Consider the following 13972-nt stretch of genomic DNA (forward strand, 5'->3'; position numbering starts at 1 on the left):
AATTCCTTAAGCTTGTTCTGCGTTGCTAACTTGAGCGGCAGCATTCACTACCTTCGCTTCAAATTCGCCACGGAAATATTTGAGTGCGCCCATCAACGGTTCCATCGCGCCTGGAGCATGCGCACAGAAAGTTTTGCCAATCCACAGCTTACGGGTAAGTTCCTGCAAATGGTCAATATCTTCTTTCTTGCCTGTGCCGTCTTCCAATGCTTTCAGCGCTTTCACTGCCCAAGGCAAACCGTCACGGCATGGCGTACAAAAGCCGCATGATTCGCGCGCAAAGAACTCTTCCAGGTTGCGGGTTGCTGAAACCATGCATTGGGTTTCATCCACCACCATCAGCAGGCAGGTGCCCAAGCGCGAGCCGGCCTTCATGATGCTTTCCGCATCCATCGGCAGGTCAATGTGCTCAGCAGCCAGGAAGTCTGTAGACGCGCCGCCCGGCAGCCACGCTTTCAGCGTCAGGCCGTCACGCATGCCGCCGGCATGGTCTTCAATCACTTCGCGCGCAGTTGTGCCGAACGGCAGTTCCCAAAGGCCCGGATATTTTACTTTGCCTGATGCGCCGTAAATTTTAGTGCCCGGATCTTTGGATTTGCCTGCAGACAGGCCGATGTACCATTCAGGGCCGCGCAGCATAATTGCCGGCAAATTGTTGTAGGTTTCTACGTTGTTGACAATCGTAGGGCGGCCCCAAGCGCCTGCAACCTGCGGGAATGGCGGCTTGGTGCGCGGATTCGCGCGGCGCCCTTCAAGCGAGTTGATCAATGCAGTTTCTTCGCCGCAGATGTAGCGGCCTGCGCCTGTATGCACATGCAGCTCAAAGTTCCAGCCGCTGTCCAGGATGTTTTCACCCAGGTAGCCTTTGGCGCGGATCTGCTCTAATGCTTCGTTCAGGTACTGAGCCGCTTCGATATACTCGCCGCGGATGAAGATGTAGCCTTGCGTCGCTTCCAGCGTATAGCCGGCAATCAGCATGCCTTCAATCAATTGATGCGGCAGCTTTTCCATCAGCAGGCGGTCTTTGAAAGTGCCCGGCTCCATTTCATCGGCGTTGCAGATGAGGTAGCGCGGCCCGCCGTCATTCGGCGCCATCAGCGACCATTTAATGCCTGCCGGGAAGCCTGCGCCGCCGCGGCCTTTGACCGTAGCAGCCTTAATCACGTCCAGCACGTCTTTCGGTGGCATGGTGATGGCTTTCTTAAAGCCGGCATAGCCTTCCAGCGCTTCATAATCATCTGCGCTGCGGACATGCTCCTGCTTGCTCAGGCGCCAAGTTAATGGATGAGTTTCCGGATTGCCGTCGCCATAAATTGGTTTTGGTTCGGTATTCATACATACTTCTCCAATAACTGTTTAATTGATGCCACGTCAACCAAGCCGTGCGTGTCTTCATCAATCATTAAAGTTGGACCTTTGTCGCAGTTCCCCAGACAGCAGATTGGAAGCAGCGTGAAGCGGCCGTCAGCAGTCGTCTGGCCAAACTGAATGCCCAGCTCGCGCTGGAACGCTTCCGCCAAAGTTTCTGCGCCCATCAGGAAGCAGGCAATCGAGTCACAGAGTAAAATGACATGGCGGCCTACCGGCTGACGGTAAATGCGGTTATAGAATGTTGCCACGCCTTCCAGATCAGCAACGCTCATGCTCAGCATCTGGGCAATTGCGTTGACCTGCGCGTCATCTACCCAGCCGTTGCGGCGCTGTACGCACTTCAGCGCATCCAGGCAGGCTGCGCGCGGGTACGGGTAGTGATCAATGTGATGCTCAATATCGTGAATTTCTTCCGAAGTCAAAATTCCCTCAACGTTCACACGCGGCTTTTTATCAGTCAAAATCATCATAATGCGTTTACCCCTTAGCGATCCACGTCAGCCATAACGACGTCAATAGTCGCTAAATAAATGATCAAGTCAGATACCAGACTGCCGTTAATCACTGAAGGCATTTGCTGCAAGTGCGTGAAAGTCGGCGTACGGATACGGGTACGGTAACTCATGGTTGACTTGTCTGAAGTCAGGTAGTAGTTAGACGCGCCTTTCACCACTTCCGCCATAACGGAAGCTTCGCCGGCCGGCATTACAGGGCCCCAGGATACGCTCAGGAAGTGCGTAATCAAGGTTTCAATATCTTGCAGCGTTTTGTCTTTCGGCGGCGGCACAGCCAATGGATGATCCGCTTTATATGCGCCGGAAGGCATGTTGTCCAGGCACTGCTTGATGATCTTCAGCGACTCTTCAATTTCACGGAAGTGCACCAGAACGCGCGCGTAAGCATCGCCTTCGTACTCTAGAGGCACATCGAAGTCGTAGTTTTCATAGCCGCTGTAAGGACGGTATTTGCGCACGTCAAAGTCGATGCCGGTCGCGCGCAGGCCTGTGCCGGTCACGCCCCAAGCCAATGCGGATTTCGCATCGTATTGCGCCACGTTGCGGGTACGGCCAATAAACACAGAGTTTTTAAGCGCTGCTGTGTAGTATTCGTTCATGCGCTTCGGCATCCAGTCCAGGATTTCGCGGATGAGGTGCTGCCAGTTGTTTGGCAGGTCATGCGCTGTGCCGCCGATGCGGAACCATGCCGGATGCATGCGGTAGCCGGTGATTGCTTCAATCGCGTCATAGATTTTCTGACGGTCTGCGAACATATAGAATACTGGCGTCATACCGCCGGCATCCTGAATCGCCGTGCCGATAAACAGCAAGTGGTTATTGATGCGGAACAGTTCAGACATCATCACGCGGATGCACTGCGCGCGGTCAGGAACGGTGATTCCCGCCAGCTGCTCTACGCCCATGACATAAGGCATGTTCTGCGCGCAGCCGCCCAGATAGTCCACACGGTCTGTGTACGGAATGAATGAATGCCAGGTCTGGCGCTCAGCCATTTTTTCCACGCCGCGGTGGTGATAGCCGATGTCCGGCACGCAGTCTTTGACTTCTTCACCGTCCAGCTGCAGCACAATACGGAATGCGCCGTGCGCTGACGGATGGTTCGGGCCCAAGTTCAGGAACATGAAGTCTTCATCGGCATTGCCGCGCTTCAGGCCCCAGTCTTCAGGCACAAAACGCAGGTGCTCCTGCTCGAAGTCCTGCTTCGCCTGATTCTGCATATACGGGGTATATTCAGTCGCGCGCGCGGAATATTCCTTGCGCAGCGGATGGCCTTCCCAGTAAGTCGGCAGCAAAATGCGGCGGAGCATCGGATGCCCTTCGAAATTGATGCCGAACATGTCGTAAGCTTCGCGTTCGTACCAGTTGGCGTTTGGCCAAATGTTGGTTGCTGTCGGAAGATTTGCATCATTCTCGCTTAAAGCAACTTTAATACGGATATCGCTGTTGCGTTCCAGTGACAGCAAGTGGTAAAACACTGTAAAGTCTGACGCAGGCAGGCCGTCACGGTAGGTACGCAGGCGTTCATCTACCGCAGACAAGTCAAACAGCATCACGTATGGACGTGACACTGTGCGCAGGAACATTAAAACGTCCTGTACGCGCGCGCGCTCAACCCAGACTGTCGGAAAGTCTTCAAAAGTCGCTTGCACGTAGAAGTTCTCACCGAATTTGGTTTTGAGCTCTTCTACAATTGCAAATGCTGGGCGTGAATCAGCTTGCGCTGACTCTGGCATAGCGTTTTCAGTTTCAGCCATTGGCTTGGCTTCCTATTTAATACAAATTCAGTCAACCTGAACGGCAATTACACCCAGACCGGGTGCATCAAACATTTGCCGCTGAGATTATTTAATTTCATCCATAGAGCGCAGGTTTTTCACAGCAATGCGCTGCGCCTGCTTGCGGTCGCGTTCCGGCTGCATCTTTGGCTTATATACTGGCTTAAGATCATCACCGATTACCGCAGACAGCGGGCGGCGCTCTAATTGAATTTGGTCTTGCAGCAGCATCAATGCTTGAATCAATGCTTCAGGGCGCGGCGGGCAGCCTGGAATGTACACATCCACAGGAATGATTTTATCGACGCCCTGCACGACTGAATAAATGTCGTACATGCCGCCTGAGTTGGCGCAGGCGCCCATGGAGATGACCCATTTCGGCTCAAGCATCTGTTCATACAGGCGCTGAATAACCGGAGCCATTTTCACGAAGCAGGTGCCTGCAACAATCATCAAATCCGCCTGACGCGGCGAAGCGCGGATTACTTCAGCGCCGAAACGCGACAGGTCATGCACGCCGGTTAAAGTCGTTGCATACTCTACGTAGCAGCACGACGTACCGAAGTTGAACGGCCACACCGAGTTTTTACGGCCCCAGTTTACTGCTGTATGCGCCAAGTCCTCTAAACGGGTCATGAACACATTTTTATTCACTTCTTCTTCAAGCGGATCTGCAACGATTTGGCGCTCTTGAAGCGGATATTGGTCAGCATCCGGATTCGCACGGGTCAATGTATATTTCATTCCCGGGTTACTCCTTGACAGATGGCTTAGCCGGCGATTTATCTTTCACGCGGCCAGATGATTGAGCCGGGATTTGACCTGTAGGGTCAATAACCAGCTCTTCAATTGAGTTGAAACGGGTAATTTCTGCAAGATCCATATTTGGCGAACCAACTTTAGGTTTAATCCCTGCTGCCTTACGCTTGTCTGACGGCGACCAGTTCAGGGCGCCAGTAGAAAATTCGTAAATCAAGCCAACGAGTAAAACTAAAATAAATACGGCAGCGGTTGCAAAGCCAGTCCAGCCTACTTCACGGACTGAGGCAGCCCATGCGTAGAGGTAAAGCGCTTCCAAGTCGAATACGACGAAAAAAATTGCAACCAAATAGAACTTTGCGGACAGGCGTATACGTGCTCCACCAGCACCTACCACACCTGACTCAAACTGCTCTTGCTTCGCACGCCCCCACGACTTACCCCCTAGGAGTAATGGGACAGTGAGCATAAAGACGCATAGAAATGTAACGCCGATCACGAAGGCAATGATTGCCCATTCGTATGGAGTAATGGCACTCATGCGGGGATAACTCCTGGCAGGCCTAATTTATTAACAAAGAATGCATGTATTGGCCTTCAAATACACCAAACACAAAATTAATCCCGCCAATTGTACCCGATTGATGATGCCTCTTGCTAGCTTATGCGCCTTAGTCTTTGGGATGATTTATTAGACATTTTTCTTGCGTTTCCCGGCTAAAGCACTATTTATGCTAAAGCTATCGTTTTATCTAATAAACTTTCAAGTTATGATTATTTTTATAAATTTTTCAATTTTTTCATTAATTAAGCGCAAGGCGCCCGGCAAAAAGCGGCTGAATTCGCGCCAAACGCCCGCCAGGTTTTGCAGGCGCGCGCTTCGGCGCGGAAGAAACGCGCGCAATCCGCGCCAAACGGCAGCTTGAATATTTTAAAATTCTTTTTTTCCGCATTTCAGCCGGCCCGCCTACTTTTTACCTACATTTGCCCTTTGCGCAGCATTTCAGCTGTAAATGGCCCAAGCCCCCGCTTGTGTATTTTTTTGCAGCAAATTTCAACTATCTATCTGCATTTAAAAATATTTATGCTATTCCTAATTAAAGCCGACAAATCACAAAAAAAGGAGCAATACATGAACCTGGAGTTTACCCATGAGCCAGACTACTTTTTGTTTGCCCAGCTTATTATCCGCCATATCGAAAATTATATAGAGAAGCACCCGGACGCCAATAATGCAATTTTTGATTTGCGCGACATCTATGAACTGTTCCGCCAAGACAAGGCTTCATCCACCACCAACCTTGACGGCATCATGAATATTGCGGATGAATACCGGGTCGAAACGCTGAACGGCGATGAAAGGCTGATCAGCAGCCATGCCATTGACGTGAAAAACAACGCCCTGCTGATCGACTTCAACCCGGATGCCCTGGATGGGCTGAAATCCGGCAAGCCGGTGATTGCGCCGGACGCAACCCTGCATGAGTAGCAGGCGCGCCGGACAATAAAAAAGCCATTTAATCAATAAATGGCTTTTTTATTGTCCGGCAGGATGCCGCCTTCAAGCTTCTGAACCGGCATCCTTTTGCGGTTCAGCATTTTTCCTTTTCTGGCTTTTAAAGCGCTGCTGCGCCGGCCAGGCCATAATAAAGCGCGCGCCGCCCAGCTCCGGGCTTTCATCAATGCTGACCGTGCCGCCAAACCAGTAGGCAATCCGGCTGACAATTGACAGGCCCAGCCCGTAGCCGCCGGAAGCGCGGGTGCGGCTGTCATCCAGCCGGGCAAACGCTTCAAAAACCCGCGAACGCTCTTCTTCCGGAATCCCCGGGCCATCATCCTCAACGCAGACATAGGCCATGCCGTCTTCACTCAAGCCGCCGCTGATCAGCACCCTGCTGTCGCAGTAGCGCACCGCATTGCCGACCAGATTCTGCACCACGCGGTGCAGGTAGCGTCGCTCGGCATCGACCACCACCGCCAGCGGCGGCGCCTGCAGCTCCAGCGTCTTGCCGGTTTTCAGCGCTTCGGTTTCAATCAGCACCTGATCCAGCACTTCAAACAGGATAATCCGCTCAAAATCCAAAGACGGCGCGCCCTGCTCCAGCTTGGCGTAGGTCATGATTTCATCAATCAGGGTATTCAGCGCTTCAATATCCTTGTCAATCATGTCCACCTGCTGCAGCCGGCATTCATAGTCCTCTTCATCCGCCAGCATTTCCATGCCGAAGCGGATGCGCGCCACCGGCGTGCGCAGCTCGTGCGATACCGCGCGCATCAGCTCGCGCTGCGCTTCAATCAGGCGCTGAATATGGTCAGACATGGAGTTATAGCTGGAGGCCAGCGAGCCGACTTCATCGGTGCTGTCCACCGGCAGGCGCACGGACAGATCTCCGGTCTTCATTTTATTCAGGGCATAGTTGACCGCGCGCAGCTTGCGCTGCATCGGAACCAGCAGGCCGTACACGCCCAGGCTCAGCACAAACAGGCTCAGCAGGGTAATGCCGGCCGCCAGCTGAAACGGCATCCAGTTGAACAGGGGCACCGGGCCCATCACCAGCACATCTGAAGTGGAGCTTGGAATCGGTGAAACAATGGAAATGGTGGTGCCGCGCACAGAGGCGCTGTCGCGGTAAAGGATAATGCTGTGATCCAGCCGCAAGCGCCCGATCTGCTCCGAATCCAGCGGCAGGCTCTGCACATTGACAATCTGCATAGGATAGGAGAAATAATGCTGAATGCGCTGCAGGTATTCCCTTTCCTGCCCCGGGTAATACACCAGATAGTCCAGCACAAACACCGGCAGGGCTTTCATTTGCCGCTCGGTAATGTTTTCCGCCTTGATATACAGCAGATGATCCGGATCATCCTTCAGGCCGATAATGATATAGGCCACCAGAGTCTGCGCATCCCAGCGCACAGCCGCTTTGCGCTCTTCCAGCCGCTTCGCTTCGGCGCGGGTTAAATCCACCTTGTCCGCTTTTACATAGTAAATCGGCAATTCCAGCAGGTTGGATGCGTCTGAAATCCAGTCCATGCGCTGCTGCTCATTCGGCTGGCGCGCAATGCCCTCACTGATGATGTAGGCCATGCCGTCAGTCAGGGATTCGCGGTATTCCTGCGCGCGCTGGTAGTTGATGATCTGCACCAGCAAATAGCCGAACAGGGCCACCAAAACAACCAGAATGACCAAGCCGGCATAAATGCGCAGAAATATACTGTGTTTTAACACTTAAGCGTGCCCTGCATTTAAATCATGAGGAGCGGCGTCCATCAGATGCCGCTGGTTTCTTTCACGAACAGATAGCCTTTGCTGCGCACGGTCTTAATGCGTTTCGGGTTTTCCGGATCATCGCCGATTTTTGGGCGGATGCGGGAAATGCGCACGTCAATTGAGCGGTCCTGGCCGTCATATTCAATGCCGCGCAGGCGCTCAAAGATGTCTTCGCGGGAAAGAATGCGCCCGGCATTGGAGGCCAGCAGCCACAGCAGGTCATATTCGGCGCTGGTGAAGTCCACCAGTTCGCCGTTCAGCGTCACTGAGCGGCCGCCATTGTCAATCACCAGATCATCAAACTCGATGCGCTGCGCGACTTCATCTTCAGGCACTTTGTCGGTGCGGCGCAGCAGCGCGCGGATGCGCGCCAAAAGCACGCGCGGCTGCACAGGCTTGGCCACATAGTCATCTGCGCCCATTTCAAGGCCCAGAACCTGATCCATGTCTTCGGTGCGCGCCGTCAGCATCAGAATAGGCTGATGGTAATGCGGGCGCACTTCGCGGCAGATGGTCAGGCCGTCAGCGCCCGGCAGCATGACATCCAGAACCACAAGGTCCGGCTGCTCTGCAATAATGCGGCGGATGGCGCGGTTGCCGTCCGGCTCTACCCCGACTTCAAGCCCATTGCGGATCAGGTATTCTTGAGTTAAGCGGGCAAGACGTTCATCGTCTTCAACGATTAAGATTTTTGGTAATTTTTCTTCCTGGCTCATGGAATGCCCCTTTGCATGACTGGACGTATCCTTTAAAAATCCGGCAGATACGATTCAATATATTTTGCAATATACACACGTTTACATTGTAAACAAGATGCTGTTCACCAAACTGATACATCTCGGCTGCTTTTTGTTAAATTTTATTAAACATTGAATTATCTATCTTTTTCTAAATAACAGCCCCTTGGCTCATCTTTCCCGCATGAAAAGTTACAAAAACAGCAAAAAAGCAGGCTGCGCCTATATTTACAGCAAACTGACCTGCGCCGGTTTCAATAAGTTTCGGCCTTTTCAAGTTATCCACAAGGTTATCTATAAGCAGTTAAACTCAGCTTTGCTATGCTATGCCCTTGTCCGATAAGGCTTAAAGCAGAACGGTAAAAAAACCGGGCTTTTTGGCGGGGATTCAGCGCCGCAGAAGATCGAAACTTTTAATAAAATGTCAATATTGATCTGACCTGAATTTTCCCGTATCTTGTGTCCAATTCAATCTTAAACCACTAAGTCTTGTGTTTATTCCTCAAACACTGCGGCATAGCCTTTGCCCAGTAAAAACGGTCCATAAACATAACAATAGATGACAATGGAGCTATGCTGACATGAGCGTAATCACGTCTACCCCAGGCCAATTGCAGGTGATCAAGCGCACCGGTGATGTCGCCGCATTTGATGCAGAAAAGATTTCTGTAGCAATCGGCAAAGCGTTCTTGGCTGTTGAAGGCCAGCAAAGCGCTGATTCCAGCCGCATTCACGACCGCATCGAACAGCTGACCGAAATGGTGATGAACACCTTTAACCGCCGCCTGCCATCCGGCGGCACCATCCATATTGAAGAAATTCAGGATCAGGTTGAGCTGGCGCTGATGCGCACAGGCGAGCAGAAAGTTGCGCGCTCTTATGTGATTTACCGCGAACAGCGCGCCGAAGCGCGCAAGCAGACCGGCGCAAACCATCACCCGACCCTGCAGATTACCGGCGCAAATGGCCAGCTGAAGCCGCTGGACCTGGGCGCGCTGCAGGCGAATATCGCCAAGGCTGCTGCAGGCCTGGAAGGCATTGACGCTCAAGCGATCATCGATGAAACCGTTAAAAACCTGTATAACGGCGTAAAAGAGTCGGACATCGCCACCACCATGATGATGGCGACCCGCACGCGCATTGAGCAGGAACCGAACTACACTTACGTGACTGCGCGCCTGCTGCGCGACAACCTGGTTGAAACCGGCCTGGAATTCCTCGGCCTGCCTGCAGACACGCTGGAAAGCGACGCTTTAGAAACCTTCTTAAAGAAAGGCATTGCGCTTGAGCTGCTGTCGCCGGAACTGCTGGATTTTGACCTGGCCAAACTGGCTGCGGCGATTCAGCCGGAACGCTCGAATCAGTTCACCTATCTGGGCCTGCAAACACTGTTTGACCGCTACTTCATCCACTCTGACGGCGTGCGCTTTGAGCTGCCGCAGCTGTTCTTCATGCGCGTGTCTATGGGCCTTGCATTGAATGAAGATGATAAAGAAGCGCGCGCAATTGAGTTCTACAACCTGCTGTCCAGCTTTGACTACATGGCGTCTACGCCAACCCTGTTCAACTCAGGCACGCTGCGCCCGCAATTATCCAGCTGCTACTTAACCACTATCGGCGATGACCTGTACAACATTTATGGCGCAATGCGCGACAACGCGATGCTGTCTAAATGGGCCGGCGGCCTCGGCAATGACTGGACGCCTGTTCGTGCTTTGAACTCTTACATCAAGGGCACCAACGGCAAATCGCAAGGTGTTGTGCCTTTCCTGAAAGTAGCCAACGATACAGCCGTTGCGGTGAACCAAGGCGGCAAGCGTAAAGGCGCGGTCTGCGCTTACCTTGAAACCTGGCACCTGGATATTGAAGAATTCCTGGAGCTGCGCAAGAACACAGGTGATGACCGCCGCCGCACGCACGACATGAACACGGCAAACTGGGTTCCAGACCTGTTCATGCAGCGCGTATTTGAAGATGCGGAATGGACACTGTTCACGCCGTCTGAAACGCCGGATCTGCACGATTTGACTGGCGCAGAATTCGCTGAACGCTATGCATACTACGAAGGCATTGCCAAAGAACAGAATTTATTGCACAAGAAAATCCGCGCAAAAGATTTGTGGCGCAAAATGCTGTCTATGCTGTTTGAAACAGGCCATCCGTGGATCACATTCAAAGACGTCTGCAACCTGCGTTCTCCACAGCAGCATGTTGGCGTCGTGCATTCATCCAACCTGTGCACAGAAATCACCCTGAACACCAATGCCGATGAAATCGCAGTCTGCAACTTAGGCTCGATCAATCTGGTGCAGCATGTGCAAGGCGGCGTATTAGACCGCAAAAAGCTGGCGCGCACGGTGAAAACTGCAGTCCGCATGCTCGACAACGTGATTGACATCAACTATTACGCTGTGCCGCAGGCGAAAAACTCCAACCTGAAGCACCGCCCTGTCGGCATGGGCATCATGGGCTTCCAGGATGCTTTATACGAAATGCAGCTGGCTTACGGTTCTGAAGTGGCTGTGGATTTTGCCGATGAGTCGATGGAAGTGATCAGCTACTATGCGATCCAGACCTCCAGCGATTTGGCGCTTGAGCGCGGCAGCTACGAAACCTTTAAAGGCTCACTATGGGATCAAGGCATCCTGCCGATTGATTCTTTAGATCTGGTTGCGAAATCCCGCCCGGAACGCATGTTTGAAGTTGACCGCACCCAGCGCCTGGATTGGGACACGCTGCGCGCCAAAGTGCAGAAAGACGGCATGCGCAACTCGAACGTGATGGCGATTGCGCCGACAGCAACGATTTCCAACATCTGCGGCGTGTCTCAGTCAATTGAGCCGACTTTCCAGAACCTGTATGTGAAATCCAACCTGTCCGGCGAATTCACCGTGATCAACCCGTATTTGGTACGTGCGTTGAAAGAGCGCGGTCTTTGGGATTCTGTGATGGTTAACGACCTGAAACACTTCGAAGGTTCTGTTCAAAAAATCTCACGTATTCCTGAAGAGCTTAAAGCGATCTTCGCGACTGCGTTTGAAGTTGAGCCGCGCTGGATTGTGGATGCTGCATCACGCCGTCAAAAATGGATTGACCAAGCTCAGTCTCTGAATCTTTATATCTCTGGTGCAAACGGTAAGAAACTGGACATGACATACAAAATGGCATGGCTGCGCGGCCTGAAAACCACGTATTACCTGCGTGCATTGGGCGCAACTTCTGCAGAGAAATCGACCATTAACACTGGCGCATTGAATGCGGTTAAAGCAACTGCTGCGCCTGCGCCAGCCGCGGCTCCAGCGCCTGCCGCTGAAGTGAAGCCTGCAGCTCCGGCTGAAGAAGACGGTTTTGCTCAGGCAGCGCCAGTGCCAATGGCATGTTCAATTGACAATCCTGATTGTGAAGCTTGTCAGTAATTAACTAAGGATATCTACATCAGAATAAAGGCTACCTCTGTGGCCCTACCTGATAAAACTTCATAATGTGGCCACACGTAGCATAGGTTTTCAGTAGTGAGGATTTATGTCTAAGAAGAAAGATGTCTTTGGTAAAAAGCTGACGCTAACCCAAAAGGAAAAAGCGGATCATAAAAATCGAATGGAGAAATTTGAAACTCTTTCTCTATATTGGGTGCAAGCCCAAAGATATTGTGAAGCAATTTATACAATTTTAGTTCAAGCGGGAAAATTAGTTTTCCCCAATGAACATATAAGACAAAAGCTATTTGATTTACTTGTGACCTTAGTTAAAAAATTTGGATGGTGGTTAATGTCTCCAATTTTATTTCAGCTAATAAGTGATCAATTCGTATTGTCTGACTTATTTAATAGCTTCTTTTTATAAAGAGTTATTAACAATTAAAGGAAACCATCATGATGCACATGACGCATAACTATCAGTTAGGACTTGTTGCCTTGGTGGTTTCTTTTATTTTGACTTTTTATGTCCCGATCGCCTATTTCTGGTTCAAGGCATATAAATCGCGTAATCAAAATAAGTAGTGAGGATATTTGCTCTTCCGCATAAAATTAGAGCATCCATCGGCAAAACTTAATTTTGCTTACACAGAATGAGCGTATAGTAGGATGTCTTAGCTTCAACGGCTGGATGTCTCATAAAAGATATAAAGCAACGAAGAGAGAACTGTTATGTCTATCCTAAGTTGGGACGATTTCGAAGATGATGAACCGAAACAAGCTGCACCAGCACAGCAGCCTGCGCCCGTCGAGCCGAAGAAAGCGGCTGATGCGCAAGTGGTATCTGATGCACACAACGCGGCGCCGCGTGTGGCAGCTGCACAACCCGCTGGAACCGCTGCCAGCCGAGGATCAAATCCAGCCGATTCGCTGGCAAGAGCATCTGCTTCCCTAGACACGCTGGATGTGGCCCCGGGCTTGGAAGAGTTGGAAATGGGCGCGCAGCGCGTTCAGGTTGACGACAAAGCCATGATCAACTGCCGCGCTGACTTGAACCAGCTGGTGCCGTTCAAATACGAATGGGCTTGGCAGAAATATCTGGACGGCTGCGCAAACCACTGGATGCCGCAGGAAGTCAACATGAACCACGACATCGCGCTGTGGAAGTCTGAAAATGGCTTGACCGAAGATGAGCGCACCATTGTCATGCGTTCTCTGGGCTTTTTCTCGACTGCAGATTCTCTGGTTGCAAACAACCTGGTTTTAGCGATTTACCGCCACATCACCAACCCTGAATGCCGCCAGTACATTTTGCGCCAGGCCTTTGAAGAAGCGATTCACACGCATGCTTACCAGTACTGCATCGAATCTTTAGGCATGGATGAAGGCGAAGTCTTCAACATGTACCGCGAAGTTCCGTCTGTTGCGCGCAAAGCGGCCTGGGGCCTGAAATACACCCAGTCTTTAAGCGATCCGACGTTCCAAACCGGCACGCCTGAAAATGACCAGATCCTGCTGCGCAACCTGATCGCGTTCTACTGCGTGCTGGAAGGCATCTTCTTCTACTGCGGTTTCAGCCAGATCCTGTCGATGGGCCGCCGCAACAAAATGAACGGCGTTGCTGAGCAGTTCCAGTACATTCTGCGCGATGAGTCGATGCACCTGAATTTCGGCATCGATATGATCAACCAGATTAAGATTGAAAACCCGGGCCTCTGGACGGCTGAATTCCAGCAGGAAATCATTCAAATGATTCTGGAAGGCACCATGCTGGAAATCGAATATGCGCGCGACACCATGCCGCGCGGTGTTTTGGGCATGAATGCAGCCATGATGGAAGAATACCTGAAATTCATCTGCAACCGCCGTTTAGCGCAGCTTGGCCTGCCTGAACAGTTTGCCGGCGTGAACAACCCATTCCAGTGGATGTCGGAAATGATGGACTTGCGCAAAGAGAAGAACTTCTTTGAAACCCGCGTTACGGATTATCAGACTGGCGGCGCGCTAAGCTGGTAATTGGAAAATTTTGAAAAATCCTGTTGATTAAAGCATAAGTTGAAATTTACAAAGCATAAGCTGAAATAAATTAAACCATAAGCTGAAACCTAGTTAAAGCAATAAGATA

General features: G+C 51.5%; 11 protein-coding genes. 4 read left to right on the top strand and 7 right to left on the bottom strand.

Annotated elements, in window-relative coordinates:
- Nucleotides 1-6 precede the first annotated feature (6 nt).
- From nuoF to ndhC, 5 genes are all read right to left on the bottom strand, one after another.
- Nucleotides 7-1335 carry an NADH-quinone oxidoreductase subunit NuoF gene (nuoF, locus tag BEN74_RS07500; protein WP_068910614.1) on the bottom strand — a complete coding sequence of 443 codons (1329 nt, stop codon included), beginning with the start codon at nt 1333-1335 and terminating at the stop codon, nt 7-9.
- Nucleotides 1332-1841: an NADH-quinone oxidoreductase subunit NuoE gene (gene nuoE / locus BEN74_RS07505; protein ID WP_068910615.1), complete on the bottom strand. Its 510-nt coding sequence runs from the start codon at nt 1839-1841 to the stop codon at nt 1332-1334. Before nuoE ends, nuoF begins: the two co-directional genes overlap by 4 nt.
- A 14-nt stretch (nt 1842-1855) precedes the next feature.
- Nucleotides 1856-3643 carry an NADH-quinone oxidoreductase subunit C/D gene (nuoC, locus tag BEN74_RS07510; protein ID WP_068910616.1) on the bottom strand — a complete coding sequence of 596 codons (1788 nt, stop codon included), beginning with the start codon at nt 3641-3643 and terminating at the stop codon, nt 1856-1858.
- An 87-nt stretch (nt 3644-3730) separates the two neighbouring features.
- Nucleotides 3731-4408: a NuoB/complex I 20 kDa subunit family protein gene (locus BEN74_RS07515; RefSeq protein WP_068910617.1), complete on the bottom strand. Its 678-nt coding sequence runs from the start codon at nt 4406-4408 to the stop codon at nt 3731-3733.
- A 7-nt stretch (nt 4409-4415) separates the two neighbouring features.
- A complete protein-coding gene (ndhC, locus tag BEN74_RS07520; protein ID WP_068910618.1) occupies nt 4416-4964 on the bottom strand; it encodes an NADH-quinone oxidoreductase subunit A in 549 nt (182 codons plus the stop codon).
- 591 nt (nt 4965-5555) lie between these two features.
- Here ndhC and BEN74_RS07525 point away from each other — a divergent pair.
- Nucleotides 5556-5912 carry a hypothetical protein gene (locus BEN74_RS07525; protein ID WP_068910632.1) on the top strand — a complete coding sequence of 119 codons (357 nt, stop codon included), beginning with the start codon at nt 5556-5558 and terminating at the stop codon, nt 5910-5912.
- 72 nt (nt 5913-5984) lie between these two features.
- Here the strand turns inward: BEN74_RS07525 and bfmS are convergent, their stop codons facing one another.
- Both bfmS and bfmR read right to left on the bottom strand, forming a co-directional pair.
- Nucleotides 5985-7652 (bottom strand): sensor histidine kinase BfmS, encoded by a 1668-nt coding sequence (gene bfmS / locus BEN74_RS07530; RefSeq protein ID WP_068910619.1) that lies wholly within the window; start codon nt 7650-7652, stop codon nt 5985-5987.
- A gap of 41 nt (nt 7653-7693) precedes the next feature.
- Complete coding sequence (gene bfmR / locus BEN74_RS07535) at nt 7694-8410, bottom strand: response regulator transcription factor BfmR (RefSeq protein WP_068910620.1); 717 nt, start codon at nt 8408-8410, stop codon at nt 7694-7696.
- 602 nt (nt 8411-9012) lie between these two features.
- Here bfmR and BEN74_RS07540 point away from each other — a divergent pair.
- The 3 genes from BEN74_RS07540 to BEN74_RS07550 all read left to right on the top strand — a co-directional run bounded on the left by BEN74_RS07540 (nt 9013) and on the right by BEN74_RS07550 (nt 13863).
- Nucleotides 9013-11847 carry a ribonucleoside-diphosphate reductase subunit alpha gene (locus BEN74_RS07540; RefSeq protein ID WP_068910621.1) on the top strand — a complete coding sequence of 945 codons (2835 nt, stop codon included), beginning with the start codon at nt 9013-9015 and terminating at the stop codon, nt 11845-11847.
- Nucleotides 11848-11953: 106 nt separating this feature from the next.
- Entirely contained in the window at nt 11954-12274 is a 321-nt protein-coding gene (locus BEN74_RS07545) for a hypothetical protein (protein WP_068910622.1), read from the top strand.
- A 305-nt stretch (nt 12275-12579) separates the two neighbouring features.
- Entirely contained in the window at nt 12580-13863 is a 1284-nt protein-coding gene (locus BEN74_RS07550; protein ID WP_068910623.1) for a ribonucleotide-diphosphate reductase subunit beta, read from the top strand.
- Nucleotides 13864-13972 lie beyond the last annotated feature (109 nt).

Origin of the sequence: Acinetobacter sp. WCHAc010034, assembly GCF_001696615.3 — a bacterium.
GTDB lineage: Bacteria > Pseudomonadota > Gammaproteobacteria > Pseudomonadales > Moraxellaceae > Acinetobacter.

Excerpts from the sequence above, each read along its gene's own strand:
- nuoF (WP_068910614.1), bottom strand. The coding sequence starts at position 1,335 with ATGAATACCGAACCAAAACCAATTTATGGCGACGGCAATCCGGAAACT.
- nuoE (WP_068910615.1), bottom strand. The coding sequence starts at position 1,841 with ATGATGATTTTGACTGATAAAAAGCCGCGTGTGAACGTTGAGGGAATT.
- nuoC (WP_068910616.1), bottom strand. The coding sequence starts at position 3,643 with ATGGCTGAAACTGAAAACGCTATGCCAGAGTCAGCGCAAGCTGATTCA.
- BEN74_RS07515 (WP_068910617.1), bottom strand. The coding sequence starts at position 4,408 with ATGAAATATACATTGACCCGTGCGAATCCGGATGCTGACCAATATCCG.
- ndhC (WP_068910618.1), bottom strand. The coding sequence starts at position 4,964 with ATGAGTGCCATTACTCCATACGAATGGGCAATCATTGCCTTCGTGATC.
- BEN74_RS07525 (WP_068910632.1), top strand. The coding sequence starts at position 5,556 with ATGAACCTGGAGTTTACCCATGAGCCAGACTACTTTTTGTTTGCCCAG.
- bfmR (WP_068910620.1), bottom strand. The coding sequence starts at position 8,410 with ATGAGCCAGGAAGAAAAATTACCAAAAATCTTAATCGTTGAAGACGAT.
- BEN74_RS07540 (WP_068910621.1), top strand. The coding sequence starts at position 9,013 with ATGAGCGTAATCACGTCTACCCCAGGCCAATTGCAGGTGATCAAGCGC.
- BEN74_RS07545 (WP_068910622.1), top strand. The coding sequence starts at position 11,954 with ATGTCTAAGAAGAAAGATGTCTTTGGTAAAAAGCTGACGCTAACCCAA.
- BEN74_RS07550 (WP_068910623.1), top strand. The coding sequence starts at position 12,580 with ATGTCTATCCTAAGTTGGGACGATTTCGAAGATGATGAACCGAAACAA.